Genomic DNA, 26,017 nt, shown 5'->3' on the forward strand with positions numbered 1-26,017 from the left:
AAATCAACCTGCGGTATTAGCCTACTCCTCTCTTCTCTCAACGATCCCCTTTTCAAAATTGATTTCGTTTTCAACGTCCAAGAGTCCTGACACGGCTCATTGATCTTGCGGAAGGATCCGCTCGATTGGTGTATGCCACAGGATTTAAGGTCAGCTTCCAATCCTCAAAGTAGCGGCAAATAGAGTCATGGTGCGACATCGAAACAGGCAGGACGTCTTCTGTCAGAACTCCAAGGAGGGACCGACATTGTACAAGTTTATGGGACTACTGATTTGTGGTGGTTTACTGACTGCAAGCGCGTGGCTGAGCAGTCGTATTAACGCCCAAGACACATCTCAAGCGGTTCAAAATCCGTTTGAGAAGTACACACGTCCTGCCATCCAGGCTCCCCAGCCGAATGGACAGCAGGCGAGTGATTTGCCAGTCGTCACCGATGTCAATCGACGTCGCGTGAACGACCTCCTTCGCCAGGCTCAGCATCAGCTGCAGCAGGGACAACAGGCGGAAGCCCTCCGGTTGGCGGCGATGGCTTCTCGCACTGCAAGTGAATGGAATGTTTCGTTCACGCAGGGTGAGTTGACTCCCGACATGTTGATCTCGCAGATTCGTGGCAACGTCACGGCTCCTAAGAGCGATATTCAACTCACTGGATTCAACGGACAGCCGCAAGCGGCTCCGGCAACTCCAGAAGGTCGCAATCAACTTGCACAAAACCTGCTCTCCGCATCTCGTAAAGATATCGAGAACGGTGACTACCAGGCTGCACGTGACAAGGTTGTTCAAGCGAAGGATCTCAACGCAACATATACAGCGTTTGACATTCGTCCAGAACATATCCTTGTTGAACTTGCTCGCAAGCAACCGGCACTTCCCGGTGGACCTTCAGAAGTCTTCACAGCTGATGCCAACGACGTTGAAAGCTCTGCCAGAGCGTTTCAACAGGTCAATGGTCAAACCATGAAGGCTCATTCCAGCGACAACAACAAAGCCGCTGCCATTGAACTCCTGCACGATGCTCGTCAGGCCATTCTTAAAGGACACACCAAGGAAGCTCAAAGCCTGGCATTGAAAGCCAAGGAATTGAACGTCACCTGGGGACTGTTCGAAGAGACTCCAGAAATGGTTCTCGCAGACATTGGTCGGATTTCTGGTCAGGAGATTTTTGCCGCTTCTCCGCGCCAGCTCGATCAACCAGCTCAGCAGACCGCGAATCCTGAAGCTCGCATCGCTGCACTGAAACTTCTTGAGGAAGCTCGATCATTTATGCAAGCTGGACAGCTAGACGCTGCCCTGGCAAGTGCAAACAAAGCCGAACAACTCGATGCCAGCTATCAGATCTTTGATGATCGGCCTGACCTTGTTCAACAAGAAATCCGAGTCCTCAACGCTCAAAAGAGTGCCCCTGCTGCTCCGTCGGCTCCTGCATTCGCAAATGCACAACCGATCGGTGCCGCAGAGCAACAGAAACTCAAGCAGCAAGCGATGACACACTTGCAAGGTGCTCGAGAAGCCATGAAGAGCGGACAAATCGACGTCGCTCAAAAGCAAATCGAACAAGCTGAAAAATTCGATGTTGCCTTTGGACTCTTCGAAGATCGTCCTGAAGTTGCTCGCGAAGACCTCAATCGTTTGATTGCAGCTCGCGAAACCGAGAACAACGCTGCCAATATCGCAGCAACGACTCCTGCCGCACCTGCTGCAGCAATGCCACGAGCAAGCCAAAAGGATGAAGCTGTTAAACTGCTGGAAGAAGCACGCATGCTCCTTCAGGAAGGCAACTCGCAAGTCGCTTACCAGAAAGCTGTTCAAGCCAGCCAGTTTGATGTCACCTACGATTTGTTCGAAGACAGCCCAGAGCGAATCATGGCTGAAGTCCAACAAATGACTTCACCGAAACCAGGTGCGACTCCTGCTGGGAACGCACTCAACCTGACTGAAGCTCCAACTGCACGCGTTGCAAGTGCAGCCAAACCAAATTCTGGATTGGTTGTGACTGCTGATGCGTCAGCAATGGATCTGTACAACCAGGGTGTCGCTGCTCTTCGCCAGGGAGATCGTAACACTGCTTACGAAGCCTTCCTTCAAGCATACCACTCAGGTGAAGAACTCGACGCTTATCGTCAACAACAGTTGCAGGACAAACTGCGTGAACTCGCTCCTCGTCGAAACAACGGAGCAATCATGCAGGCCAGCAATGAAAGCTACAGCCCCGGAAGCGAAGACCAACTCGGTCGGACCGTTGCTGAACAGCAAGCAAAGTTTGATCGTCTGCGAAGCGATAGTTTGAACACAATCTTCAAAGCCGAAAAACTTCGTGACAAACAACCAGAACGAGCCGTTGAAGCGATCGATCAGCAAATCGCTGCCATCAACACTTCAGGTCTCAGCGAAGATCAAACTGGAGCACTGATTGCTTCACTGATGAACTCACGAAATGACATTGCGACATACATGAAGCAAAAAGCTCCGATCCTCGAGCTTGAGCGTCGCAACGGCGAGACCAAAGACCTGATTCAACGTGAAATCGATACGCGAGTTCGTGTTGAACAGGAACTGGCTGACATCGTCGACAAGTTCAACGATCTGATGGATCAACGACGGTATCCGGAAGCTTCCGCTTTGGCGAAACAAGCCAAGGAACTCGATCCTGAAAACCCTGTCACCGTGATGATGGACCTCAAGTCCACATTTGCCTGGCGAAACGATCGTAACCAGAAGTTGCGTTCAGACAAAGAAGTCAGTGTCTTCGAAACACTCGATGATGTTGAACGAAGTGCCGTGAACCCACTCGCAGATGGACGTCCGATCGCGTTCGGAAAAGATTGGGCAAGCATCAAAGCTCGCCGTCAACCAGGTCGTGCCGATGCACGATTCCACAGCGAACAGGAAATGCGAGTCTACAACAGCCTCAAAAACCCTGTTGCCCTCCACTTCGACAACACCCCACTCGCAGAAGTGATGCAGTTCATTGCGAACACTCAGGGCATCAACATTGTTGTTGATGATGCTGGACTCGCAGAAGAAGGTTTGGCTTCCAGTGCACCAGTGAGCATCGGAGTTGATGGAATTCAACTTCGCAGTGCACTGAACCTGCTGCTGGGACCACTCAACCTGGACTACACAATTGAAGACGAAGTGTTGAAAGTGACCAGCCGACTTCGCCAGCAAGGTGAAATGACTGTTGCCGTTTATCAGGTGGCAGACTTGATCGTGCCTGTCTCGATTCATCCTCCAACTTCACAGTTCCAGCCTGGAACAGGATTTGGTTCAGGACTGCAAAGCGTCCCTGCCTTCGGCGGATTGCCTGGCGGAAACGGACTGGCTCAAGTGCCGGCAAGTCCTATGGGTGGAGTGAATCCAACAGCTGGACTGGGTGGAAACCCACTCGCCAGCCAAGGCGGATTGAACGGACCGAGTGCGACGAACTTCGAATTTGATGCTCTCAGCCATCTCATCACCGCAACAATTGAACCACGCAGCTGGGACGAACTGGGTGGTGAAGGTGCTGTCACAAACCACGAAAGTACACTGAGCCTCGTCATTCGACAAACTCAATCAGTTCACCAGGAAATTGAAGGCTTGCTGGGTCAACTCCGACGTCTCCAGGACTTGCAAGTGACAATTGAAGTTCGCTTCATCACTGTCAGTGATCAGTTCTTCGAGCAAATCGGAATCGACTTCGACTTCAACATCCAAGACACCGTTGGCGGTCCATTCGTCACCGACGACTTCATTCCGATTCGACCATTCGGTTCAACTGATCCAGACAACGGAGCCACAGGTGGAACTCAGACTGGCGGCAACCAGGGTGGCAATCAGGGTGGCAATCAGGGTGGCCAACAAGGTCAGAACCAGAGTGGTGGCGGAGGAGGCTTGTTCTCACCATCACCAACACTCAACCTGACCAACGTCGACAACTGGGCTTCCAACACGATTGTTGGACTGAGTGCACAAGACTCATTCAGCGACAACCTGGACATCCCGTTCCGTCAAGGTTCATTCGACCTGGCTGCCCCATCATTCGGTGGATTTGATCCAACAGCTGGTCTCCAGTTCGGAATGGCCATTTTGAGCGACATTGAAGCCTTCATGTTTGTGCGAGCAGCACAGGGTGACCGACGATCGAACATCATGTTCGCTCCGAAACTGACACTGTTCAACGGACAGGTCGGTAACGTGACCAGTGCCTTGCAACGACCATTCGTGATTGCACTCCTCCCCGTGGCCAGTACATTCAACATCGGCTTCCAACCAATCATTCAGGTGATCCCCGATGGAACACAATTGACAGTTCGAGCCGTTGTCTCAGCTGACCGTCGATATGTTCGCCTGAGTGTGTTGCCGTTCTTCTCGAACGTGACTGACGTCTTCACCTTCTCCTTCCAATCAGGTGGTGGTGGCGGAGGTCAACAGGGTGGCCAAGGTGGCGGTAACTTTGGTGGCCAAGGTGGCCAAGGCGGCCAAGGTGGTCAAGGTGGCGGTAACTTCGGTGGTCAAGGTGGCCAGGGTGGTGGTGGTGGATTCGGTGGCGGTGCTGCCGGAAACGTGACTGTCCAGCAGCCTGTGGTCGATACCGTGACCGTCGACACTGTGGTCAGTGTTCCAGATGGTGGAACAGTCCTCCTCGGTGGAGTGAAAACTCTACGAGAAGGCCGAAACATGGCTGGCGTTCCGATCCTCAACAAAATCCCTTACATCAGTCGACTCTTCAAGAACACAGGTGTTGGTCGCGAGACTGAAAGCCTGATGCTGATGGTGACTCCTCGAATCATCATCCAGGAAGAAGAAGAAGAACTGTTGGGATTACCTAACTAAAGTCTGTCTGCTCTCCTCCGTCCCCCCCTTCGGAAGAGAGCAAACGTCTCAGGTAAAAGGCCGCTGAACTCGTTTCAGCGGCCTTTTTGTATTAACAGAAGCAAATTAACGACCGAATCAGAGAGACAGAGGTTCGAATGGAGAACTGACTCTTCAGTCGTTTTCTTTCCCTCTCTATTCCAGATCTATTCCCACCTCGTCAAAAGCAAGAATTTCCACCTGCAGCAACGAAACAGACTGAATTCTCTGTTCGCTCAACGAAGTCCGGTTTCTGGCGTAAATGAAGAGTTCTTGTCGGCACGGACAAAATCTGAAAACGGTTCCAATTGTTTCGTCTTTCCCGGCATAGTTGATGGCATAGTTGATATTGCCTAGTGAGACATCATACTGAAGCAACGAACATGCTCTACGACAGGGAAGAGAGGCAATTTTGAATTCAATACTTCAACACGAGAAGCATAGCTGTACGGAATGAGACTGGTAATTGAACCTGTTTGGAGTTGGCCGGTGATCGTTGTCACAGCTGTGACAATGATCGTCCTCGTATTATGGACGTACCCCAGTCGAGTCGAGCATCTCCCCCCATTCTCTCGGCGGCTGTTGATTTTTCTTCGCTGTTGCGCGGCAGCCATCCTGATTCTGACGATGCTCCGCCCATCGATTCAGGTCTCCGAAACCGACAAACAGATTCTACAACTCAACATTCTCACCGACCGCAGCAGAAGCATGTCTACTCCCGATGGCCCGGGAGACCTTTCTCGGCGCGAATACATTCTCAAAATTCTCTCTGACAATCAGGAGCAGTTTGAACTTCTGAAAAAAGATGTCGATGTGCAGTTCATCGATTTCGATTCTGAATTGAGCACTGCGAAAGAGCCCGAAAACCTCGCAGACGGAAAGACAACTGCAATCGGAAAGGTGATCGACAACATCCGCGAGGAAGCCGTTGGTGAACGATTGATCGGCATGATTATGATGAGCGACGGCGCTCAGCGAGCCGGTGGTGATGACGATATTGATCCCCTTTCCGCATCGCGAAGATTCGTCGAGCAACTCCGGGTTCCGATTCACACACTCGTTGTTGGAACTTCTGAAGTCTCAACCGCTGGAATCGATTTGGCTGTTGCTGATTTGCAACTCGATCAGTCTGTCACTTTCGAAAAGAAGACAGTCCCGGTTCGCTTTCAACTCAAGCTTGTCGGAGCAGCCGGGAAGAAAGTTCGTGTCCGTCTGCTGATCGAAGATCGAAACGGAAAACGTCAGGGTGAGTCGGGGGAGCTTGTCGAAATACCTCTATCGAGTGAATCGAGACCATTTCGCGATATCGAAACAAATAAGAACTCCGTCACAATCCCCGTCGAGCTCTCCTTTGTCGCGGAACAAGCGGGCGAATACAAAATTGCTGCTGAAGTGGTGCCCGATCCCGGTGAAGTGAAGCTGAACAATAATCGTCTGGAAACATTGATTACTGTTCGCAAAGGAGGATTGAAAGTCGCATATTTTGACGTCCCGCGACCTGAACAAAAATTCTTACGTCGACTCAACGAGACGGCCAAAATCCAGATCGACACCCAAGTCATCCTGCCCGGCAAATTTGCGAGCCAGTCGAAAATCGACCCTGATTTTTTCAAGAAAGACAAGTACGACGTCTACATTATTGGAGATGTCCCGGCATCCGTCTTCGAAAACTCCGGAGACGATCTCCTGCGTCAGCTCGCACTTCGCGTTCATGAGGGAGCCGGACTACTCATGACCGGCGGCCTGCACAACTTTGGAGCTGGAGGGTACGCATCAACTCCATTGGCGTTAATCCTCCCTGTCAAAATGAGCCCCGAAGATACGATCCCACTCGATCAAGATCGGCCGGAAGATCACATCAACACTCCAATCCAAATGGTTCCGACTGTCGATGGGGACCAGCGATATATCATGACTCTGGCAGCCTCGCAAAACATGGAACGATGGGAAGAGTTGCCGAAACTTGGTGGGGCAACTCGCATCTTGCCGAAATCCGGAGCGATTGAAATTCTCGCCGAAACGAAGAATGAAATGCCGCTCCTTCTCGCTTCTGAAACTGGACGGGGTCGCGTATTGGCCCTTGCTGTCGATGAAACCTGGAAATGGCATTTGCATGGATTCGAAGCGGAGCATCAACGTTTTTGGCAGCAGATGATTCTCTGGCTGGCCCATAAAGAATACGAATCGGATCAACCGTTGTGGGCTCGCGTTGAGCCGAGAAACTTCTCACCGCTCTCAAAAGTCCCCTTGGAATTTGGTGCTCAAACGGATAATGGTGTCCCGATTCCCGATGCGAATTTTCAAGTCGAAGTCCTCACACCGATTGGTGAGACTCTCAAAGTTCCACCTCAACGCTTTGGAGATCATGGCCTCGCCGACTTCACAGAGACATCTGAACCGGGAGACTATTGGGTCACAGTCAAAGGAACGCACGACGGAAAAACACTCGGCTTGCCCGCGTCAACTCGATTCGTCATCGATTCTCGCGACATCGAAATGGACAACCCGGCAGCCGATCCTGGCATGATGACCGAAATCGCTGAAACAACGAGTGGTCAGGTCATTCCTCCCGAAAAATTTGGAGAGTTTCTTGAGAGCTTACGCCAAGGGGGCATTCCTGAAGAACTCAAACGCTATCGCCGCATTAACCTTTGGGATGGCTGGCCTCCCTTACTGATTTTCATCGGATTGATGTCCCTTGAATGGACTATTCGCAAACTGCGGGGACTGGTCTAAGCATGATCAGCGATCCAGTGATCTTACGTACAACGAATTCATCAACGCACTCACCTCTCTCTGAACAACTTGTCCTCGGTCGACAAATCAAATTCAATTCGCCATGCTTTTGCTTCATCTTGAATCACCTCGAAAACATGAATTTGATCTCGCAATCATTGAGAAATCCTTCATCACAAACACCTCCAATGAGGGACAAAATCTCTCAGTGGGACCTTCGTTGAATTTTTTATTGATCTTTATTTTGACATCACTTAGCTGAGGAACTTTTCATGTCCCATGCATCCCCAAAGTTACATAACGCCATGTGGCCCGGACTGGTTGGAAAAGAAGATGGAACAGAAAACCCACCCATTTCGCTCGACCGGATGCTGGAACTGACCGCCGGAGCGGAAGTTAACGGAGTAAAGTTTGACGGGATCGATTACTTCCTGTTCCTGCCTCATACCGATCCGGAGGCGTCAGATGATGAACTCAAAGCGATTGCCGATAAAATCGCCAGCCACGGTTTTAGTGTCGGCTCGCTGGTCGCTCCAGTGTGGCCCGGGACTGTTGGGGATTCCTCAATGGGTGATGCCGAATCGCAGAAGAAGTTTTTGACCGCCGTCGAAAAAGCGTGCCGTATCGCGCGCATCTTCAATGAGCATGGTGTTCGAAACTACGGTGTCATCCGCATCGATTCTGCCGAATTCGGTGTCGAAAAATGGAAAGAAAACCCCATCGAAAACACAAAGAAAATCGCAGCCACGTTCAAAGAGGCTGCGAAGATCGCTGCCGATCATGGTGAACGACTGGCAGCTGAAGGCGAAATTTGCTGGGCTGGGATGCACTCCTGGCGAGACATGTTGAACCTGCTCGAAGAAGTCGGCATGCCCGAAACACTCGGCTTCCAGGCAGATCTTGCCCACACCTACTTATACCTGATGGGCTACAACGCTCCCGAGCATGCTCTCGTCCAAGAGGGTGACAGCGAAGAAAAATTCTACGCAGCTTACAAACAAATGACAGATGCCCTTCGGCCTTGGACAATCGATTTCCACGTCGCACAAAACGACGGAACAGTCCATGGATCAGGAAGCCACGACAAAACCGGAAAGCACTGTCCCGCCGATGATCCAAATGGCAAACTGGATATCGTAAAGTGTTCAGGCTACTGGCTGGAAGGGGCTCAGGACCGTGGCATTCAGCACATCTGCTGGGATGGTTGCATGTTCCCGAACTCAATGCTTGAAAAGCAGGAAACGTGGAACACAATCCTTGCCAAGATGATCGAAGTCCGCGACGCTCATGGCTGGGAATAATCGCTGGAGCTGACTTAGAATTGGCTTTCGCATTCTTCGTTATGGCGAGCAGTCTCTGAATTCATGATAGTGACTTTCACGGCAACGACATTTAGCCCCCGGTGAGTGATTCATCGGGGGCTAAATGGGTTACTGTAGACCTAAATGAAAGATGCTCTAAAAGAACGGGTAGACAAACGGGGCCAGAACTGATGTGCTGAAGTAGGCAGCAAGACAGATGACAGCTAACGAGAGCAAAATCGGAACGAGCCACCACGCTTTGTTTTCACGAAGAAACAGCACGAACTCCTGGATAAATCCGAGTTCCTTTTCTTCGGCAGCCTCCTCAAACGATTTCGGCTCATTTCCGGCTGAACTCGCTTGGTCATCGCTCTGCGGTGTTGTTTTCGATTCAGACATGATTCATTGCCTGGAGCAAGCTGCTCTCTAAAGCATCTTTCCAATTGGTTTGCAGGATCTGCCTCGTGGCGAACAGCATTTTTTCTAGAGAAATGCGTTCTTCACGGGCACACGGTAGAGCAATCTGCTCTAAAACTGCCGGAAGTAAGTTTCTGGCGCGGGGGCGGGTTTGCGTTTTTCCCAGTATGTCGATGCGTCGGGATTCAACTCTCTCTGTAAAGGATCTCCGGTTGAATGGACTCTCCATAACCCGATTGGCGTTATCACGAAATAGTAAACAAATGCCAGCAACAGGTGCGAGATCAGGAACCCGATCGGAAAGACGAGAAGCATCCAGAGTCGGTAGGCTGGTCTTATCGCAGTCGGTGCAACCAGTCCGAGACATCCCACAGCGAGCGAGCCGACGCAGATCGCAATCAACAGTTCCTTTGAGATTCCCCGCTGCCAGAGCACAAATGCGGCGACGACGAAAAAGAGAAATTGCACACAAGCAAAAGCCCGCAACTTCGGTCCAGTGGTGTGAAGACTCTCAGAGAATTTCTGCATGATGTTGCTGTTCCCTGAATAAAATGACGTTTCCCATCACAAGAATATCCATGCCCGTCGACAGAAAACAACGGTAAGCATCTTGAGGGGTGCAAACGATTGGTTCATCCCGCAAGTTGAAGCTGGTGTTCACCAGAACTGGGCAATTCGTTTGCTGATGAAATTCTGCGAGGAGTTTATGGAACAGCCGATTCTGTTCGGCAGAGACTGTCTGGATGCGCGCGGAGTGATCGACGTGAGTCACAGCTGGAATGACCGAACGGACTTGTTCCAACTTCTCCAGACCTGTCGCAGTGGAGTTGACTTCGATCCTTTTGGACTGTTGAACATTCGTGACGATGAGCATGTACGGACTCGATTGGCCCGGCTCCATTTCGAAATATTCATGCACATTCTCCAGACGAACAGCTGGAGCGAACGGTCTAAATGATTCTCGAAATTTAATTTTGAGATTTATTCGCTTTTGCATCTCCGGGTTCCGTGGGTCACCAAGAATGCTGCGATTCCCCAAAGCTCTGGGGCCGTACTCCATTCGACCCTGCATCCACCCAATGACTTTTCCTTCAGCGATGAACGCCGCGACTCGCCTGCAAAGTTCGTCTTCATCGTCTTCGATTTCGTAAACAGCCTGCTCCTGTTTAAGAAATTCAATGACCTCCGATTGCTGAGACTCCGGGCCAAATGCCGAGTTTTTTTGAGTTGAAATTGTTGGAGCTTCTCTCGTTTTTTTCAGCAACTGGTGCCAGATCAAAAGTGCGGTCCCCAAGGCTCCTCCGGCATCGCCCGCTGCCGGCTGAATCCAGATGTTTTCGAACGGACCTTCGCGATGAATTCGACCATTTGCCACGCAGTTCAGGGCCACTCCTCCCGCAAGGCAAAGGTTCCGCATCCCGGTGACTTGAGAGACATGCTCCACCATTCGCAGGATTAACTCTTCGGTGACGACTTGAATGGAAGCTGCGAGGTTCATCTCTCGCTGAGTCAATTCTGACTCCGGTCGACGCGGAGATCCGCCAAAAAGACGATGGAATTTCTTCGACGTCATTGTCAGCCCGTGACAGTATGCGAAGTAATCCATGTTCATTCGAAAAGAGCCGTCAGATTTCATGTCGAGCAAATTCGAACGAATCAAATCGGCATAGACCGGTTCTCCATATGGGGCCAAGCCCATCAATTTGTACTCTCCACCATTCACTTCAAATCCGCAGTAATAGGTCATTGCGGTATAAAGCAGCCCCAACGAATGCGGGAAACGGAGTTCATGAGTCAGTTCAATCCGATTCCCGTTTCCGGTCCCAAACGTGACAGTAGACCACTCGCCAACACCATCAATCGTAAGAATTGCTGCGGAGTCAAACGGTGAGGGAAAGAACGCACTCGCGGCATGGGATTCATGGTGCTCCGAGAAAACGAACCTCTTTCGATACTTCCCACCAAGCCCCTTGCGCAGTTCGCGGCGCAGGTGTGTTTTCTGTTTAAGCCATTGAGGGATTGTATGTGCAAAGGACCAGAAACCTCGCGGAGCAAACGCCAGATACGTTTGCAGCAATCGGTCGAACTTCAACAGTGGCTTGTCGTAAAAGCCAACATAGTCTAGTTCGTCGACAGAGATCCCAGCTTCGGAGAGGCAATATTCAATCGCCTTTTCAGGAAAGCTGGCGTCGTGTTTGTTTCTCGTGAACCGTTCCTCTTGTGCTGCGGCGACAATGTTCCCATCGACAATCAGCGCAGCCGCAGAATCATGATAGAATGCGGAAATACCAAGAATTGCTGTCATGTTGGGCGATGTCTCAATGACGAAACGGTCCGACTCAAAGCTCCGTCACTTCGGTGGTGCCTCTGCCAACTTTTCCAACTTGGGAGTAATAATGTTCGCACAATACGGATGACGTTTATTCCGTAAATAGAAATCCTGATGGTAATCTTCAGCTGGGTAGAACTCTGGGGCCGGTTCGATGTCTGTGACAATGGGACTTGAATACTTCCCGGCTGCCTCTAGCTCTGCCTTGACCTGCTCTGCGATCTCTTTTTGTTCGGGGGAGTGATAGTAAATCACCGATCGATATTGCGTTCCAACATCGTTTCCCTGGCGATTCAGTGTCGTTGGGTCGTGCGATTGAAAGAAGAGCTTCACAAGTTTTTCATAAGTAATTTTTGTCGAATCGAACTCAAGGCGAACGACCTCTGCGTGACCGGTGTTTCCTGTACAGATTTGGTCATACGTTGGGTTCGGAACATTCCCACCCGTGTAACCGGAAGTCACTTTCAGCACGCTCTCTTCGGTCTGATAGACAGCTTCGGAACACCAGAAGCATCCCGAACCAAACGTAGCAATCTCAACAGCCATCTTGATCCTTCCCTGTTTTCTTGTAAACAACATTCCTAGAGTTGACGTGCTCTAACGACACCTGATCATGATTTAGAAATCCGAGTCTCTCTAATCGTTTCAGAAGTAGCGTTAGCAGCTTTCAACAAATCATCTGAAGCTCAACATCATACGTCCAATGGTCTCAATCCGCTCAATTATCCTCGGAATTCTCTATATCTCACCCGTGTTTGTCTATGTGGGCTTTGGAGGCTACGCACTCTGGGAAACGGGCCTGTTTCGTTGGACGTGGTGGATTATTCCTGGTTGTTGGATTGTTGCATTCCTGACAGCCAAACTGTGGCCTGCCAGACCTCCCAGGCCGCTTCCGAATGAGATCCCAAAGCACTGGACACAAAAGGACGAACAAGCACTGCGTATTGTTGAAGAGTATCAAAATCGGGTTGACGAATGCACTCCTGAAGAACTGACAGACCTTCAGTTCTACCTGCATCAATCTCAAGACTTGGCACGGTCACTCGGGAAATATTATCACCCAAAAGGGAAAGAGCTGTACTCGTCACTGACTGTCGTCGAAGTTCTCGCTGCCATTCGACTGGCAGTTGAAGATCTGGAAATCTGGTTTCATGAATCGGTCCCCGGCAGCCATTTGATTACGATTCAACAATGGAAGTATCTCGGGAAAGCTCCGAAATGGGCGAAGCGTGTCAGTGAGGTCGGCTGGCTGGCAAGCCTGTTTTTGAATCCGCTGAACATCGCAAAATACCTCTCATCCAAAGCAACCTTGCAGCCAATCGCGGAAGAACTGCGGACCGAATTTCTGGCAGCTGTCTATTTGAGATTCACTCGACAGGTCGGTTTTTATCTCATCGAGATGAATAGCGGGAGATTACGTCGCGGGGCAGATCGTTACCGAGCGACATTTGGGACGCAAACTGTTGAGTCTCTGGCAAACCCATCTGCAATTGCACCTGATTCGGTGATTGTGGCTGTCGTTGGGCAAGTCAAGGCAGGCAAGTCGAGCGTGATCAATGCACTCATCGGCAAGCAGGAGGCCGTGGTCGACGTCCTTCCAAGTACGAAAGCTGTCAGCCGATACCGCCTGCCGATTCCTGACACCAAAGAATCACTGACTTTTCTCGATACGCCAGGCTACGCTGATGCAGGATTATCGAAGTCAGAGTTCAAAGAAATGGAACGGGCCATTCAAGAGGCTGATGTCATTCTGCTGGTTTCGGATGCCCATTCCCCGGGAAAAGCGGCTGATGTCGAACTTCTCCAGACGATCCAAAATCATGCAAAATCTCGACCTGAACTCAAGATTCCCCCTGTCGTCTTATGCTTAACACATATTGACTTATTAAGTCCGATGATGGAATGGAATCCGCCTTATGACTGGGAGAACCCGAATCGCCCCAAGGAAGAAAGCATTCATGCAGCGATCGAATCTGCTCAGGAACTCTTCGGGACTTTCGCCAGGGAAACAGTCGCTGTTTGCTCGGACGTCGCACGCAATCGGACGTTCCATATCGAAGGCCTGCTGGCGGCACTGTTGACCCAGCTAGACGCAGGAAAATCAGTCGCATTGCTGAAAGCCTATGAAAGGAATTTGGATCAGGATCGCCTTTCCGTCCTGTTCGATCAGCTGAAGACGTCGGGGAAAACTGTTGTACAAATGTGGGTTGAGGAACGCCTGAAGCGTCCTAAGCCGTTAGTTTGATCAAACTTCGTGAATCACCGAAACTCGCAAAAAGACCCGAATTCTCAATTCCTGAAAAACCGCGTCTTGCTGTGAATCGCCTGATGGGATAGCATTTCGATGATGTGATCTATGGACGGACCGCATAACTCGCAATGATATTATCGTACCCGCGGGTGAAATTCTCTCATTCTTTACAGGTTCTGCCGCGAGGCAGAATGAGATTTTTTTCACCCAAGGATGGTATAGTCGCAATTCTACAGGCGAATCTTATGTCTCTACTGAATCTCTCGCGGATCAGACGCTTCACCGCTGCCGGAATGTTAGTTCTTGGACTGACTACTTTTTTTGCTCAAAGGCTTTCGTCTGCGGACGCAGCTGATGGAGAAACGGCGGTTCTGGTTTCTAAAATCATTCCACAGTTTCACCTCTCTCGACGATCGATTGATGATGAAGTCTCGGGAGCACTCCTTGATGGCTTTATCAAAGACCTTGACCCACAGAAGCTCTACTTTCTGGATTCAGATATTCAGGAATTCCAGAAATACCGAACTCAACTCGACGATGAACTCAAAGAGGGAAATGTCGCGTTTGCGTACAAATTGTTCGAGGTCTACAAAGAACGTCTGACTCGCCAAATGGGAGTCGCCAATGAGTGGGTTGAGAAAGAGCACGATTTCACCATTGACGAGAAACTGGAAACCGACCCAAAGAAGATTTCCTGGGCGAAGTCAACTGAGGAGCTCGATGACCGTTGGCGCCGTCGAGTCAAACATGATCTCCTTCTGTTTAAGTTGAACGCAGAAGAGGCTGCTAAAGATCCAGATGCAGAAAAAGACGAAGCCGACGATATCGATCCAAGAGTACGACTTCACAAACGCTATCGAAACACGCTTCTGACAGTTAGCCAGTACGGAACCGGCGAACAGTTGGAAATGTATTTAACGGCACTGGCAAGTGTGTTTGATCCACACTCGTCATACATGTCTCCACAAAGCTGGGAAGACTTCGAGATTCAAATGCGTCTGAGTCTCGACGGAATTGGAGCGGCTCTCCGAGGAGATGACGGCTACACAGTTGTGGCTTCCATCGTTCCCGGTGGTGCGGCTTCCGACGATGGTCGACTGAAAGTGAAAGACAAAATCATCGGTGTCGGACAAGCTGAAGGAGAAATTGTAGACATCTACGAGATGAAACTCAGTGAAGTCGTTCGGATGATCCGCGGACCTCGCGGAACGATTGTTCGCTTGCAAGTGAAGTCGGATGAAGATGGCAAAATCAAAATCATCCAGCTGACTCGCAAGAAAATTGAACTCAAAGAATCAGAAGTCAAAGGCGAAATCATCGAAGCAGCTGACCGAGTCGGTCGCCCCGGTCGAGTTGGTGTCATTAGCCTGCCATCCTTCTACCGTGATTTCGCAGGTGCTTCTGGTGGGGTTGCGAACTTCAAGAGTGCAGGAGCTGACGTTGCGAAAGTCCTCGGACAATTCGCTCGCGAGCAAGTCGATGTTGTGATCATTGATTTGCGAAACAACGGTGGTGGAGCACTGACCGAAGCCGTTGAAATTTCTGGTCAATTTATTGACCGTGGACCTGTTGTCCAAGTGAAAGAGCCGAGTGGATACGTACGGATTCTGGATGATGAAGAATCGGGCGTGATGTACAACGGACCTCTCGTGGTCATTTGTAATCGCCTGTCTGCTTCAGCCTCTGAAATTTTCGCTGGTGTGATCAAAGATTACCGTCGCGGAATCATCATCGGTGATACAACCACGCACGGAAAAGGGACCGTTCAGAATCTTATGGATGTCTCTCCACGTCAGCCTTTCCGACTCATTACACCAAGTGATCGCGGAAAACTGAAATTGACGATCCAGCAGTTCTACCGGGTCCAAGGTGATAGTACACAAAATCGCGGAGTTCGCTCGGACATCGTCTTGCCTTCCCTGATTGACCATTGGGACTTGGGAGAGTCTTTCCTCGACAACGCCTTGCCATTCGACAAAATTCGTTCGGCGAAGTACTCACAAGTTTCGAGCGTCAATCCTCAAGTGGTTTCAGCCTTGCAAAAGAATAGTGAAACACGAGTGAGTCAGGACAAAGATTTCCAACGTGTTGAACGAGCGGTCTCTCGCTACCTGGAACGCAAGACTCGCACAAAGATTTCTCTGAACGCCGATACTGTTCGAAAAGAACGAGAGGAAGATGAGAAAGCCAACAAAGAAGACAAGATTGATGAAGAAGAAAAAGATCCCGATGCGGATGATCCAATCTTCCCTGAAAACTTCTATAATAATGAAGCACTGAACATCGCTCTCGACTATGTCGCAGCCTTAAACGGAAATTTGACGGTCTCAAATTAGTCGAGACCGAATGATTCCAGTGAAGTCAACGACTTCCGAAGCTGGGTCCAGTGCACTCAAAAACAAAAACGCCACACATGAATTTGTGTGGCGTTTTTTTATGCGCTGACAGGTTTCATGCCCTGGCTGCTTTCGAAATACTTTCGCGAATCTCAGGTCCGTGAGACGTGCTTTCGGGCTCCCTGTCGCCCTCGGTGACTCACCGGAATCTGAACAGGAAACTGTGAGGACCTAAATGAAACATGCTTCTAGAGCAGTTTGCTCTACCGTGTGCCGGTGAAGAACGCATTTCTTTAGTGAAAATGCTGTTCGCCACGAGGCAGATCCTGCAAACCAATTCGAAGGATGCTTCTAATGCATCGACAGGGTCGACAAGGAACGGGCATAGGCGGCGGAGGTATCAACATTCAGCAGAAGGGTGCTTGACCAGGCTTGCGAGTTGTCGACGACAAATTTCCAGAATGGGACGACCGTGCTGCTCTGGTGAACAAGTTCAAAGCCACCTTCGCTTTGGCTGACGGTCTGAATCGGAAAAGTCCAGACTTCAGCTGGGGTCGAAAATTCAAGAGCGACATCGATTCCGAGCCACTCATCTGCCAATCCGATACGATCACCGGAAGAGAGTTCCAGTATCGACTCCAGCGGGCCTACCTGTTGCCCTCGGGAATCGTAGAAGTATCGATCCGGCTGACCGGCAGCCATTCCTGCGAAGTTGAACTCCACAGCAAAGTGAATCTCTTCTCCGACAGGTAACCCAGACAGTTCATATTGAATTTCAATTTGGCTCGAATTGTTCGTGTCGAGACTAATTGTCTTTCGGAGTTCTGCAACATGCTCTCCAATCCGCCCTTTGCGAGACATGATGACTTCGACACGTTTTGCAGACTTGCGAGTGCGAGTTTCATAAACTCCTAAAAGGAAGTCGCCGATTTCTCCGTTTCCGTGTTGGAATTCTTCAAATGTCGTTCCTGGACGCAGGAAGTGATCGACTAAACTTTTTCTCGGCCAGCGATCATAGGCGATCTGTTTGTCCAGATCCGCTTGTTTGAATCGGTGACCATCGTGCGTGTTGAATTCAATATCGTCGACTTCATCATGGATTCCGGCTGAGTCAATAATGGTTTGATGATACGGTTCAGGACGCCGGTTCAGGGTGCTGAGCAGGTTTGTTTTCGTCTCACGAATATCAAATTCGTAAAGATGCCCCCCCCGGGCCGGAGCGAAATAGGCAATGAAACGATCGCCTGCCAACCGAATTTCTTTGCGGCCATCGAGATTATAATCCTGAACAGCGACATCTACCCAGCGGCCACTTCGCCCTTGAAGCGTTTCAACCATAGAGTCTGCTGCGATCAAATGTTTGTAGATCGCGTTTCGCAGGTGAGGCAAATACAACCCTCCAAACGCTCCGTGCCAATACGGACAATTGCACTGACCGCGATACAATTCCATGCGGGCAGCCTGCAGAGCCTTGTTTGAATCCGAATCTTTCAGCTCTTCAGAAAGTTTCTGTAAACGATCGCTGACTTCCAGCGACCGGCAATACATCTCGTTACTTTCCGGGTACTTCACCAGAAAGTTCCGCCACAGTCCCGCTCGAAAAAAAGGTTTCGTCTGTTCCCAGTTCTCTCCCTGTTGCAGAGACTTCAGGGCCTCTTGATAGATCGGCTGTTGCTCAGTCGGCAATGCCCATTCTGTCATTTCGCGGTAACTGGCGTTTGGAAGATAGACTTTCCCCAGCGGAGCGACCGAGTCAACGGCTTGTCCCATCGTGACCACCTGCAGCCACTCTGAGTTTTCCTGAAGAGTCGAAAAGAAACGTCGTAACCAATCCTTCTCACCATAAACGTGAGAGTGCGTCCCCGGCCAGGAACCGAATTTTTCTCCATCATCTCCAAAGGAAGCGATCGTCCCGGGAAATCGCTCGGCGAGATTTTTCAGATACTCAATCGTCTCGTCTGGATCAGACCATGGGATAGTGTATCGCAATGTTTCGTCGTCGGGAAAGACGCTCAGTAAGCGACCTTCGTTTTCGGTCAGGTAGTACCCGTGCAGTTTGTCATCCGAAAACCCTGCCCAGCGAAAGTGTGAATCGTCAAGGATCGTATACTCGACTCCTGCGTCAACAATGTCGCTGGTGAAGGATGGCTCCCAGACTCGCTCAGGAACCCACATTCCGCGAACGGTCGTATCGAAGAACTGTTCAAGGTGCTGAACGTAAGCTCGAATCTGTCCAACCCGGTCTCGGCTCGGAATGGATGCTAAAATCGGCTCGAAATACGGACCACCTAGGATTTCCAACTGTCCCAGACGAACAAATTCTTTGATCCGATCCAGATATTCAGTGCGATTGACCTGGAGCCATTCGAGCAGGCTTCCCGAGATGTGCATTGTTATCGGGATATCAGGAAACTCGTCCATGACATTCAAAAACGGCTCGTAAGCTTCCCGACACGCTTGTTCAAAAACACCATCAAAATTGCCAACCGGCTGATGATTATGGACCGCGAAGATGAGCCGTAACGAAGGAGACATCACAATTCCAATATGACTCGAGAAGAAAAGCCATTCAGCCACGGCAGGTTCCGTTCCGAATGACTCGACACAAACGTCGTGGTGTTCGTGATAACACTTTTTGAAATCGGGTTGAATGGTCAGCGTCGCTGGAGGTCTGATTTCCTTAAAACCGATCTGATTGACTCGTTAAAGTTGCTGAGGCTTCTCAAAGAAATGGTAAGCTGCGTAGGGTTGGCAGATTACAACGACCACAAATAAATGGTTCCCACATTCCGTTTGAATCAGCCAGAGCGAGAATCTCCGGGGAAAGAATTTTTGACGAGTAGCCCGAAATCCCTGTGAACTCGGAACCTGAATCCCGGTTAGCGAACTATCATTGTTCTCAAGCATTTTTGAAACCGAAAATCCGAGAACAGCCTCGTGTCGACGATTCCATCGACAAATTGATTTCCGACGAAAAACCGGTAACGAAAACGGCAGTGAAGGCGAGAGAAAGTTTCTCACTGTCACAAACAACAGACCTCACCTGTTCCACTGGTGACGACAAAGCACATTCAGTTATGACAGTCGTACAACCGAGCTTTGAAAAACGGAAGCAGTTGCAACGAAGACCAGATGAGAAGGCGGTCATGTTTCAGACATGGCAGAAGTTACTGTTTCTCCATTGGCGTTTTGATCCCATCCAAATTCAGAAACTGCTTCCTCCCGGCTTGACGGTCGACACTCATCAGGGCTCTGCCTGGGTCGGTGTTGTCCCGTTTTATATGAGAAGCATTCGACCAGTTTGGTCTCCGGTTGTTCCGTATGTTTCGAACTTCCTGGAGCTGAACGTCCGAACTTATGCTTACGATGAAAATGGTCTCCCCGGCGTTTGGTTTCTTTCACTCGATGCGAACCGCTGGCTCGCTGCTCAATTCGGGAAAACTTTTTTCAGACTTCCTTACTTCTGGGGAAAGCTGACCGCCAGAGAAGATTCGGCGAACTGGATTAAATATTCCTGCCGCCGCTTCAGTGATCCGAAAAAGCAAACTCACAATTTTCGATACAGGGGAACCGGGGCAGCCTCGACGGCTGTCGAGGGAACTCTCGATTTCTTTCTCGTCGAGCGATACATACTGTTCACCGAACTCAAGATGGGACAACTCGCAACCGGGCAGGTTCATCACACGCCGTATGAAATCCAAACGGCTGAATATTCGGAATACAGCGAGGAGATTCTAGGACTTCACCCGCTAGAACTTCCTGGCCGCAAGCCTGACCATGCTGTCTATTCCGAAGGGGTCGATGTAGAAGTTTTTGGATTGAATCGCATTTAACTCAAATCAGCGGCTGGATTTCCCACAGCTTCAATCTTCGCTGCTGATGACGCGATCTGTCGTTTCCCAACGAGCTTTTCCAGTCTGGCGATCGATCGTAACAAGCAGCTTTTCAGTCCGCTGTACAACCTCCCCGCCACATTGCCCGGAACAATCAAGCGCAGCACCATCATTGAACAGAATTGTAATTTCCACGTTCACTTCACCCTGCTCACCAATGACAGCTTGCTCGAAAGATTGGAGTTCGGGATCAGAAGCATGACCACCGCAACGAGTGAGACGTCGCACATCCATGACCGCAACGAAGGTCCGCAACTCTTCTTCGAGAGCCTTGCTCAGAGTGGGCTCATCTGTGACAGCGAGTGTTTTTCTGAATGCCATTTGAAGAGTCACCAATTGTCTCGAACATGTTCGTGTTTCTGTTACCGTGAAGAACGTCTCTTACCACGGGATCAATTGTAGACCACGAGAGAGAACCCGTACATCATTTTCAAAAAGGCTCTAACCTGTAACCCGAGAATACGCTCTCAAACACACATGAAAAGAGCCCATCCTACAAGCATCCGGGCTGGTTATAAAATTTCTCAATTCTCCTGGGCTCTGCCAGAAAAGAAAAGTACTCAGGCGTCGTCGGCAACTTGGCCGGAAAATCGGTCGATGATGTTGTTTTGTTCGTCGAGAATCGCCACCTGCGGTTCGAATGACTCCACTTCTTCAGGCTCTAGAGACGCGAACGTCATCAGGATGACGCGATCATGTACGCTGGCAAGGTGGGCCAGTGCCCCGTTCATCTTGATCACCTTTGACCCACGTGCTCCGGGGATAATGTAGCTTTCTGCACGAATCCCGGACTCGCAATTGGAGATCATCACTTTTTCGTACGGCAGAAAACCGACCTCATCCATAAGATCGCGGTCAATCGTCACGCTGCCATGGTAATGCAGTTCCGTCTCAGTGACGGCTGCCATATGAAGTTTCGCTTTGAGAATTTGCAGCAACATGAACTTAGAAACTAGGAGTTGAGGATCAGGATTCAGAAAAATTAGAAAGCAAAGTGTAAAGTGGCGTTGGAGTGAGTACCAGTCGAGGAATCGAATTGTCTTTTTCAGGACAGAGAGAGTTTCTGTGTCGGTACTATAGAGCAGTATTCGTGTATTTTATTCGCTACCTGCCGTGTGAACAGGCGATTTCTCATTTACAAAACCCGTTGTCCTCGGGCTAACGGGAGAGCAACTTGCATCAGCCTCAAGAGATATGAAATCTTCAAGCTTCTTAATTGTCGTCGATCTCTGACCAGTCGACGAGTTCGATTTCTGGTCGAACGACTTCTTGAATTCCAGTTCGTTGACTGGTTTTCACACCTTTCCCGCCGCGGCCGGTCACGGTGTATTTCAGTTGACCGAAGCTGAGTTCTTTTCCGTTCTCATTGATTACTTTGAGAACATCTCCCGGACGAGTTAATCGCTTCGCAGCTAAAACTATGTCATCTGGATCAGAAAGTTTTAAGCCACGAACACCTTTTCCAGCACCATTGAGAATCGGAACATCTGCGACCGAAAAATGGATTAACCGAGCAGCTTTAGAAATCAGGAAAACGGTATCCTCTTCGCCCATGATTTCAACATGAATCACGCGATCTCCTTTGGCGAGACGACAATACTTCCGCCCATTTTTCGTCGAGGCTGTTCTGAATGAAGAGAGCGACAACCGCATCACTTGTCCTTGCGCAGTGGCAATAAAGAGATACGGCTCAGGGGGATAGTCTTCGTACTCGATGTCTTCAGGAGTAAATCTGGGGTCGGTCGAAAGTGCTGTGATGATCGCCGATCCATCGCTCTGCTTGATGTGCTTGGCCAGTGGTTCTCCGTAACCGGTCGAGGGGGGAATCTGGTCCGCTGGCAATGTGTACGCAGTTCCATCGCTGGAAAAAAGAATCATGTGCTCCAAGGTCGAGGTCGGATAGATCCCGATCACTTCGTCCCCTTCACGCACTCGCAATTTTTTAATGCTCGAGATTTTCCCAAGTCGCCGGATCCAACCTTCAGCGGTGAGGACAATGTTGGTGTTTTCTCGCACGATGTACGCCTGCGGATCGAATTCGCCGATTTCTTCAGACGAGCCAATTGCGGTTCGGCGTTTGTTCCCGAAGTTCTTTTCGATTTCGTTCAGTTCGTTCTGAACTTCTTTCCAGAGCCGTTTGTTTGATCCAAGGATTTTACGAATTCGATTTGCTTCGGTTTCTTTCTCTTCGAGTTCTTCTCGGATGCGGCCAATCTCGAGAGAGGAAATACGATACAACTGGAGTTCGAGAATCGCAGTCGCCTGCTCTTCGTCAAGCGGAAACTCTTTGATCAGTTTCTGGCAAGCGTCCTGCTTTCCGGAACTCTTACGGATGATTTTGAGCGCTCTTTCCAGTCCATCGAAAACGATGACAAACCCGTTGAGGATATGAATTCGTTTTTCCAGTTGAGCGAGCAAATACTCGAAACGTTTGCGAACCGTGTCGAAGCGGAAATCGAGAAAATGCTGCAGCAATTCCAACAGGGAGCAGCGTTGAGGCAGCAGCGCGCCATGCTCATCCGGGACGAGACACGTTGCGTTGTACGCAAAGTTTTCTTCCAACCGGGTATGCTTATAGAGATAGGACATCACGGTTTCGGGATCGGTCCCGTTCTTAATATGCAGAACGATTCGCAAACCATGTTCGCCATCTGATTCATCGGCAACTTCGACAAGTTGAGGAAGTTTTCGGGAGTCACGAATATCGCCCAGCGAGTTGACGAGACCGCCCGTTTCAACACCATAAGGAATCGAGTAAATCACCAGTCGATTCTGGATCTCTTTGCGTTTCTCTTTGTCGAACCTCCATTCCGCACGGACTTTGATACTTCCGCGACCTTCGCTGTAAATCTCTTTGAGTTCTTTTGCATCGGTCACAATTCGCCCACCAAGTGGGAAATCGGGACCTTTGATATACCTTCGAAGTTGGGCAACCGTCGCGTCAGGATGGTCGATTAAATACGTCGCTGCTTTGATCACTTCGCTCAGGTTGTGAGTCGGAATGTTTGTCGCCATTCCGACAGCGATTCCCTGAGTGCCGTTCACCAACAGGTTTGGATACTGCGACGGCAACACGACCGGTTCAGTACGGGAGGCATCGTATGTCGGACGCATTTCGACGGTGTCGTATCGCAATTCCGACATCAACCGTTCAGCGATAGGCATTAGTTTCGCTTCGGTGTATCGAGATGCCGCCGCGGGCAACCCCATCACGTTTCCGAAGTTTCCTTGCCCATGTACTAGAGTTTCCCGGTAGGTGAAATCCTGAGCGAGTCTCACCAACGCATCGTAAATCGCCTGATCACCATGAGGGTGAAATTTTCCGATGGTATCCCCGACAATTCGCGAGCTTTTGACGAACTTAGCATCCGGAGTCAGTCGCAGTTCGTTGTACATCACGTACAGAATCCGTCTCTGTACCGGCTTGAGACCGTCGCGCACATCGGGTAGCGCGCGCGACATGATGACCGACATCGCGTAGTTCAGATATCGACGACGCGTTTCATCACTGATGGATACAAACTGTAATTGATCAGCATCGCCGTCTCCGTTTGATTCGGCGGTGGCTCCATTCCTTGCGGCCACTCTCTTCTCCTTCTTTCCGTTAGCTGCTCGCGATGCGATTCAAAAAATGAGTGTCATGATTTCAATGAAAATTCGTACGCAACGCCGAAATGGTCATAGAACTGTTGCGAACGCAATTATGTGTTCATATCGGTGTGCACGGTCTCGCGTACGACTGCGATTTCCGAAATTTCGGAGCAAATCCGGCAAGTTGCTGTGATAGCGAATCTGGTGGGGAACAGCAACAAAGAGATGCCTGAGATGCGACTGCTCATCACCGAAAGTCGCATCACTTTTGCGAAATTGCGAGGTGCAACGGACGGAGGACTTGTTCGATGACATGCTTTTCGAGAAGCCGTTCACAGTCATGGCGAAGTTCATCGAGTGTTTCGACAAAGCTTCCATTGTGCGGCAAACTCCCGTATTGGCGAATCGTAAAATAAACGCTGATCGGTTCTTCTGTGTAGTCCTCACGGCGGACCTGATAGGCGTTCGTCCGAGTCTCGATCATCAGCCGAGCCTGTCGGCGACAATCGTCCGTCAGCGCCATGGTGATCGATGGCTCAAAATTGAGTGGACGTGCCCCTTCGATGCCGAGAACTCCATCGAACGCCGGTCCCATTCCAAGTGCTTCTGCGACCAACTCGTCATGATTGCCTCGGTAAAGGAAATCGAACCCGATGAGAAAGTCGAGAGCTTCGCAATCCAGTGGACTCACAGACAACATATATGGAGCAAGCTCGAGTGCTAACGCGTGCTGTGGAACGGCATCTTCAATCGTGGTCGGATTCACGCAGCTACTACAGATTCGCCGTTCTTCGATGTTGACCCAACGGTAACTCGGCTGATCCTTGTCTTCTTCCAGCACGAACGCTCCGTTGTCGCGGGTGTAGAAGTTTCTCATCGAGGGATACGACTTTTGAAAACGTCCGAAGAATTCGAGAACAGTTTCTCGTTGAGAGGGGAGAGGCATTTCAGTGTAGAGATTCATATTGACGAAATAATCGTCGGAAAGTGAATCATAAATGTTCATGAATTCTCCCGTCGCTCACCAAGAGACGATGTGAACTTGGTGGTTGCAGGTTGTGTGAATGGCATAGATCGTGGGGAACACGGTATTCTATCGTGAGACAAGGCAACAATCAAAAGAGGCGAAATCATGGCAACTTTGACACGACAAGCGACTCCTACCGATCAGCAGCGTTCGATCCAATGTCAATCAATGGTGACGTTTCCGTCTGAGTTGGGTTGGTTTGGTGTTGTCATGAACCCTGAAGGAATTGAACGCCTCCACTTTGGACACCCTGCAGAAGAAGAGGTTCTGGAACTGATCTCCGAACAGTATGAACTATCCAACAGTACACCCCCGAAATGGTGGAAAAACTCGCAAAAATTGCTGATCGCTTTTGCATCTGGAGAATCTGTCGATCTTTCGAAAATCCCAACTTCGCTGGGGAGACGAACACCATTTCAGCAAAAAGTGATTCGGGCACTTTTGAAAGTCGGATATGGACAAACTGTGACTTATGCTGAACTCGCTGCACGTGCAGGTTCAGCGGGGGCAGCCCGCGCAGTTGGAAACCAAATGGCGAAAAACTGCGTGCCGCTCATCATCCCATGCCATCGCGTTGTCGGCTCTGGCGGGAAGTTGGGAGGATTCTCCGCTCCACAAGGTCTGACGATGAAGCGACGTTTGCTCAAACTGGAAGACGATCAAGCTCAGCTGTCACTGGACTTCGGAAAGACTTCGTAAGTCCATTTGTGCTCATCGCTTACGAGGTGTTCCCAGCAGTTTCGGAACGATGAAACTTAAGACGAAAAGGGCCACTCCAAAGGGGATTAAAATGCGTGGCCGTCGAACGATGAGCAGTAACAACGCTGCAACTCCCACGATCGTCCAGGGAGAAACGTCCGCCCAGGCTGCTGCTCTTCCTTTTGTTGGAGCTGCGTACCAGAACGCCGCCATCAGCAATCCAACTCGAACAAAGCTCCCTCCCCAGAAGCTCTCTTCGGGGTAATTCAACGAAATGATCGCCCCTGCAATGAGGCAAAACACGGCAATGATCCCAACTAAAAGTCGGTTCACTTGAGGTCGATTTTGGTCAGAAGCAGTGTTCATTTGGCGTTCATATTGGTGAAATCTTTACGAATTCGCATCATTAAACAGATTGCAACGACCGGAAATCGTCCGATATAAGCCGTACTACTGGCACTCGAAAATGCTCGGAGATTCATCACTTTTTCCTCATATGAAATATCTCCGAAGAAGACGACACCGTAATCCGTCTGCACGTTTCGATCTCATTTTTATTCTGAAACTGGCATTAACCGAATGCGTTCGGCAATTTTTTGCATC

18 protein-coding genes are annotated in these 26,017 nt (G+C 50.0%); 7 read left to right on the forward strand and 11 right to left on the reverse strand.

Annotated features, from left to right (window positions below; all coding sequences use genetic code 11):
* The first annotated feature begins 247 nt into the window (after positions 1-247).
* The 3 genes from ACN0YR_RS16520 (at position 248) to ACN0YR_RS16530 (ending at position 8,871) form a co-directional block, all read left to right on the forward strand.
* On the forward strand, positions 248-4,816 hold the full coding sequence (locus ACN0YR_RS16520; protein WP_417850337.1) for a hypothetical protein: 4,569 nt from the start codon (positions 248-250) through the stop codon (positions 4,814-4,816).
* Positions 4,817-5,287: 471 nt separating this feature from the next.
* On the forward strand, positions 5,288-7,570 hold the full coding sequence (locus ACN0YR_RS16525) for a glutamine amidotransferase (RefSeq protein WP_417850338.1): 2,283 nt from the start codon (positions 5,288-5,290) through the stop codon (positions 7,568-7,570).
* A gap of 272 nt (positions 7,571-7,842) precedes the next feature.
* On the forward strand, positions 7,843-8,871 hold the full coding sequence (locus ACN0YR_RS16530; RefSeq protein ID WP_417850339.1) for a sugar phosphate isomerase/epimerase family protein: 1,029 nt from the start codon (positions 7,843-7,845) through the stop codon (positions 8,869-8,871).
* Positions 8,872-9,027: 156 nt separating this feature from the next.
* Here ACN0YR_RS16530 and ACN0YR_RS16535 read toward each other — a convergent pair whose 3' ends face one another.
* From ACN0YR_RS16535 to msrA, 4 genes are all read right to left on the reverse strand, one after another.
* A complete protein-coding gene (locus tag ACN0YR_RS16535; protein WP_417850340.1) occupies positions 9,028-9,270 on the reverse strand; it encodes a DUF5989 family protein in 243 nt (80 codons plus the stop codon).
* A 129-nt stretch (positions 9,271-9,399) separates the two neighbouring features.
* Positions 9,400-9,816 carry an SxtJ family membrane protein gene (locus tag ACN0YR_RS16540; protein WP_417850341.1) on the reverse strand — a complete coding sequence of 139 codons (417 nt, stop codon included), beginning with the start codon at positions 9,814-9,816 and terminating at the stop codon, positions 9,400-9,402.
* Positions 9,800-11,593, reverse strand: coding sequence for a carbamoyltransferase (locus ACN0YR_RS16545; RefSeq protein ID WP_417850342.1), 1,794 nt, complete (start codon positions 11,591-11,593; stop codon positions 9,800-9,802). The genes ACN0YR_RS16540 and ACN0YR_RS16545 overlap by 17 nt, the downstream gene beginning before the upstream one ends.
* 45 nt (positions 11,594-11,638) lie before the next feature.
* Positions 11,639-12,163 carry a peptide-methionine (S)-S-oxide reductase MsrA gene (gene msrA, locus ACN0YR_RS16550; RefSeq protein ID WP_417850343.1) on the reverse strand — a complete coding sequence of 175 codons (525 nt, stop codon included), beginning with the start codon at positions 12,161-12,163 and terminating at the stop codon, positions 11,639-11,641.
* A 157-nt stretch (positions 12,164-12,320) separates the two neighbouring features.
* Between msrA and ACN0YR_RS16555 the strand changes: the two genes are divergently transcribed.
* Together ACN0YR_RS16555 and ACN0YR_RS16560 are read left to right on the forward strand one after the other, a co-directional pair.
* Positions 12,321-13,862 carry a GTPase gene (locus ACN0YR_RS16555; RefSeq protein WP_417850344.1) on the forward strand — a complete coding sequence of 514 codons (1,542 nt, stop codon included), beginning with the start codon at positions 12,321-12,323 and terminating at the stop codon, positions 13,860-13,862.
* A gap of 251 nt (positions 13,863-14,113) precedes the next feature.
* Positions 14,114-16,204, forward strand: a complete 2,091-nt coding sequence (locus tag ACN0YR_RS16560) for a carboxy terminal-processing peptidase (protein WP_417850345.1) — start codon at positions 14,114-14,116, stop codon at positions 16,202-16,204.
* 351 nt (positions 16,205-16,555) lie between these two features.
* Here the strand turns inward: ACN0YR_RS16560 and ACN0YR_RS16565 are convergent, their stop codons facing one another.
* A complete protein-coding gene (locus tag ACN0YR_RS16565; RefSeq protein WP_417850346.1) occupies positions 16,556-18,781 on the reverse strand; it encodes an alpha-amylase/4-alpha-glucanotransferase domain-containing protein in 2,226 nt (741 codons plus the stop codon).
* Positions 18,782-19,059: 278 nt separating this feature from the next.
* Between ACN0YR_RS16565 and ACN0YR_RS16570 the strand changes: the two genes are divergently transcribed.
* Positions 19,060-20,037 (forward strand): YqjF family protein, encoded by a 978-nt coding sequence (locus ACN0YR_RS16570; RefSeq protein WP_417850347.1) that lies wholly within the window; start codon positions 19,060-19,062, stop codon positions 20,035-20,037.
* Positions 20,038-20,067: 30 nt separating this feature from the next.
* Here ACN0YR_RS16570 and ACN0YR_RS16575 read toward each other — a convergent pair whose 3' ends face one another.
* The 4 genes from ACN0YR_RS16575 to ACN0YR_RS16590 all read right to left on the reverse strand — a co-directional run bounded on the left by ACN0YR_RS16575 (position 20,068) and on the right by ACN0YR_RS16590 (position 24,694).
* Positions 20,068-20,418: a hypothetical protein gene (locus ACN0YR_RS16575; RefSeq protein WP_417850348.1), complete on the reverse strand. Its 351-nt coding sequence runs from the start codon at positions 20,416-20,418 to the stop codon at positions 20,068-20,070.
* Positions 20,419-20,657: 239 nt separating this feature from the next.
* Positions 20,658-21,038 (reverse strand): aspartate 1-decarboxylase, encoded by a 381-nt coding sequence (panD, locus tag ACN0YR_RS16580; protein WP_417850349.1) that lies wholly within the window; start codon positions 21,036-21,038, stop codon positions 20,658-20,660.
* 271 nt (positions 21,039-21,309) lie between these two features.
* Positions 21,310-23,682, reverse strand: a complete 2,373-nt coding sequence (locus tag ACN0YR_RS16585) for a DNA gyrase/topoisomerase IV subunit A (protein WP_417850350.1) — start codon at positions 23,680-23,682, stop codon at positions 21,310-21,312.
* Between the two features lie 268 nt (positions 23,683-23,950).
* Entirely contained in the window at positions 23,951-24,694 is a 744-nt protein-coding gene (locus ACN0YR_RS16590; protein WP_417850351.1) for a hypothetical protein, read from the reverse strand.
* A 126-nt stretch (positions 24,695-24,820) separates the two neighbouring features.
* Between ACN0YR_RS16590 and ACN0YR_RS16595 the strand changes: the two genes are divergently transcribed.
* Positions 24,821-25,414 carry a methylated-DNA--[protein]-cysteine S-methyltransferase gene (locus ACN0YR_RS16595; RefSeq protein WP_417850352.1) on the forward strand — a complete coding sequence of 198 codons (594 nt, stop codon included), beginning with the start codon at positions 24,821-24,823 and terminating at the stop codon, positions 25,412-25,414.
* Between the two features lie 12 nt (positions 25,415-25,426).
* On the opposite strand, the gene ACN0YR_RS16600 is transcribed toward ACN0YR_RS16595, so the two are convergent.
* Together ACN0YR_RS16600 and ACN0YR_RS16605 are read right to left on the reverse strand one after the other, a co-directional pair.
* Positions 25,427-25,780 carry a hypothetical protein gene (locus ACN0YR_RS16600; protein ID WP_417850353.1) on the reverse strand — a complete coding sequence of 118 codons (354 nt, stop codon included), beginning with the start codon at positions 25,778-25,780 and terminating at the stop codon, positions 25,427-25,429.
* Complete coding sequence (locus tag ACN0YR_RS16605) at positions 25,777-25,953, reverse strand: hypothetical protein (RefSeq protein WP_417850354.1); 177 nt, start codon at positions 25,951-25,953, stop codon at positions 25,777-25,779. Before ACN0YR_RS16605 ends, ACN0YR_RS16600 begins: the two co-directional genes overlap by 4 nt.
* Positions 25,954-26,017 lie beyond the last annotated feature (64 nt).

Origin of the sequence: Thalassoglobus sp., from assembly GCF_048270125.1 — a bacterium.
GTDB lineage: Bacteria > Planctomycetota > Planctomycetia > Planctomycetales > Planctomycetaceae > Thalassoglobus.

Coding starts and splice junctions, on each gene's coding strand:
- ACN0YR_RS16525 (WP_417850338.1), top strand. CDS start 5,288: ATGAGACTGGTAATTGAACCTGTTTGGAGTTGGCCGGTGATCGTTGTC.
- ACN0YR_RS16590 (WP_417850351.1), bottom strand. CDS start 24,694: ATGAACATTTATGATTCACTTTCCGACGATTATTTCGTCAATATGAAT.
- ACN0YR_RS16575 (WP_417850348.1), bottom strand. CDS start 20,418: ATGGCATTCAGAAAAACACTCGCTGTCACAGATGAGCCCACTCTGAGC.
- ACN0YR_RS16560 (WP_417850345.1), top strand. CDS start 14,114: ATGTCTCTACTGAATCTCTCGCGGATCAGACGCTTCACCGCTGCCGGA.
- ACN0YR_RS16555 (WP_417850344.1), top strand. CDS start 12,321: ATGGTCTCAATCCGCTCAATTATCCTCGGAATTCTCTATATCTCACCC.
- msrA (WP_417850343.1), bottom strand. CDS start 12,163: ATGGCTGTTGAGATTGCTACGTTTGGTTCGGGATGCTTCTGGTGTTCC.
- ACN0YR_RS16540 (WP_417850341.1), bottom strand. CDS start 9,816: ATGCAGAAATTCTCTGAGAGTCTTCACACCACTGGACCGAAGTTGCGG.
- ACN0YR_RS16595 (WP_417850352.1), top strand. CDS start 24,821: ATGGCAACTTTGACACGACAAGCGACTCCTACCGATCAGCAGCGTTCG.
- panD (WP_417850349.1), bottom strand. CDS start 21,038: ATGTTGCTGCAAATTCTCAAAGCGAAACTTCATATGGCAGCCGTCACT.
- ACN0YR_RS16530 (WP_417850339.1), top strand. CDS start 7,843: ATGTCCCATGCATCCCCAAAGTTACATAACGCCATGTGGCCCGGACTG.
- ACN0YR_RS16545 (WP_417850342.1), bottom strand. CDS start 11,593: ATGACAGCAATTCTTGGTATTTCCGCATTCTATCATGATTCTGCGGCT.
- ACN0YR_RS16535 (WP_417850340.1), bottom strand. CDS start 9,270: ATGTCTGAATCGAAAACAACACCGCAGAGCGATGACCAAGCGAGTTCA.
- ACN0YR_RS16600 (WP_417850353.1), bottom strand. CDS start 25,780: ATGAACACTGCTTCTGACCAAAATCGACCTCAAGTGAACCGACTTTTA.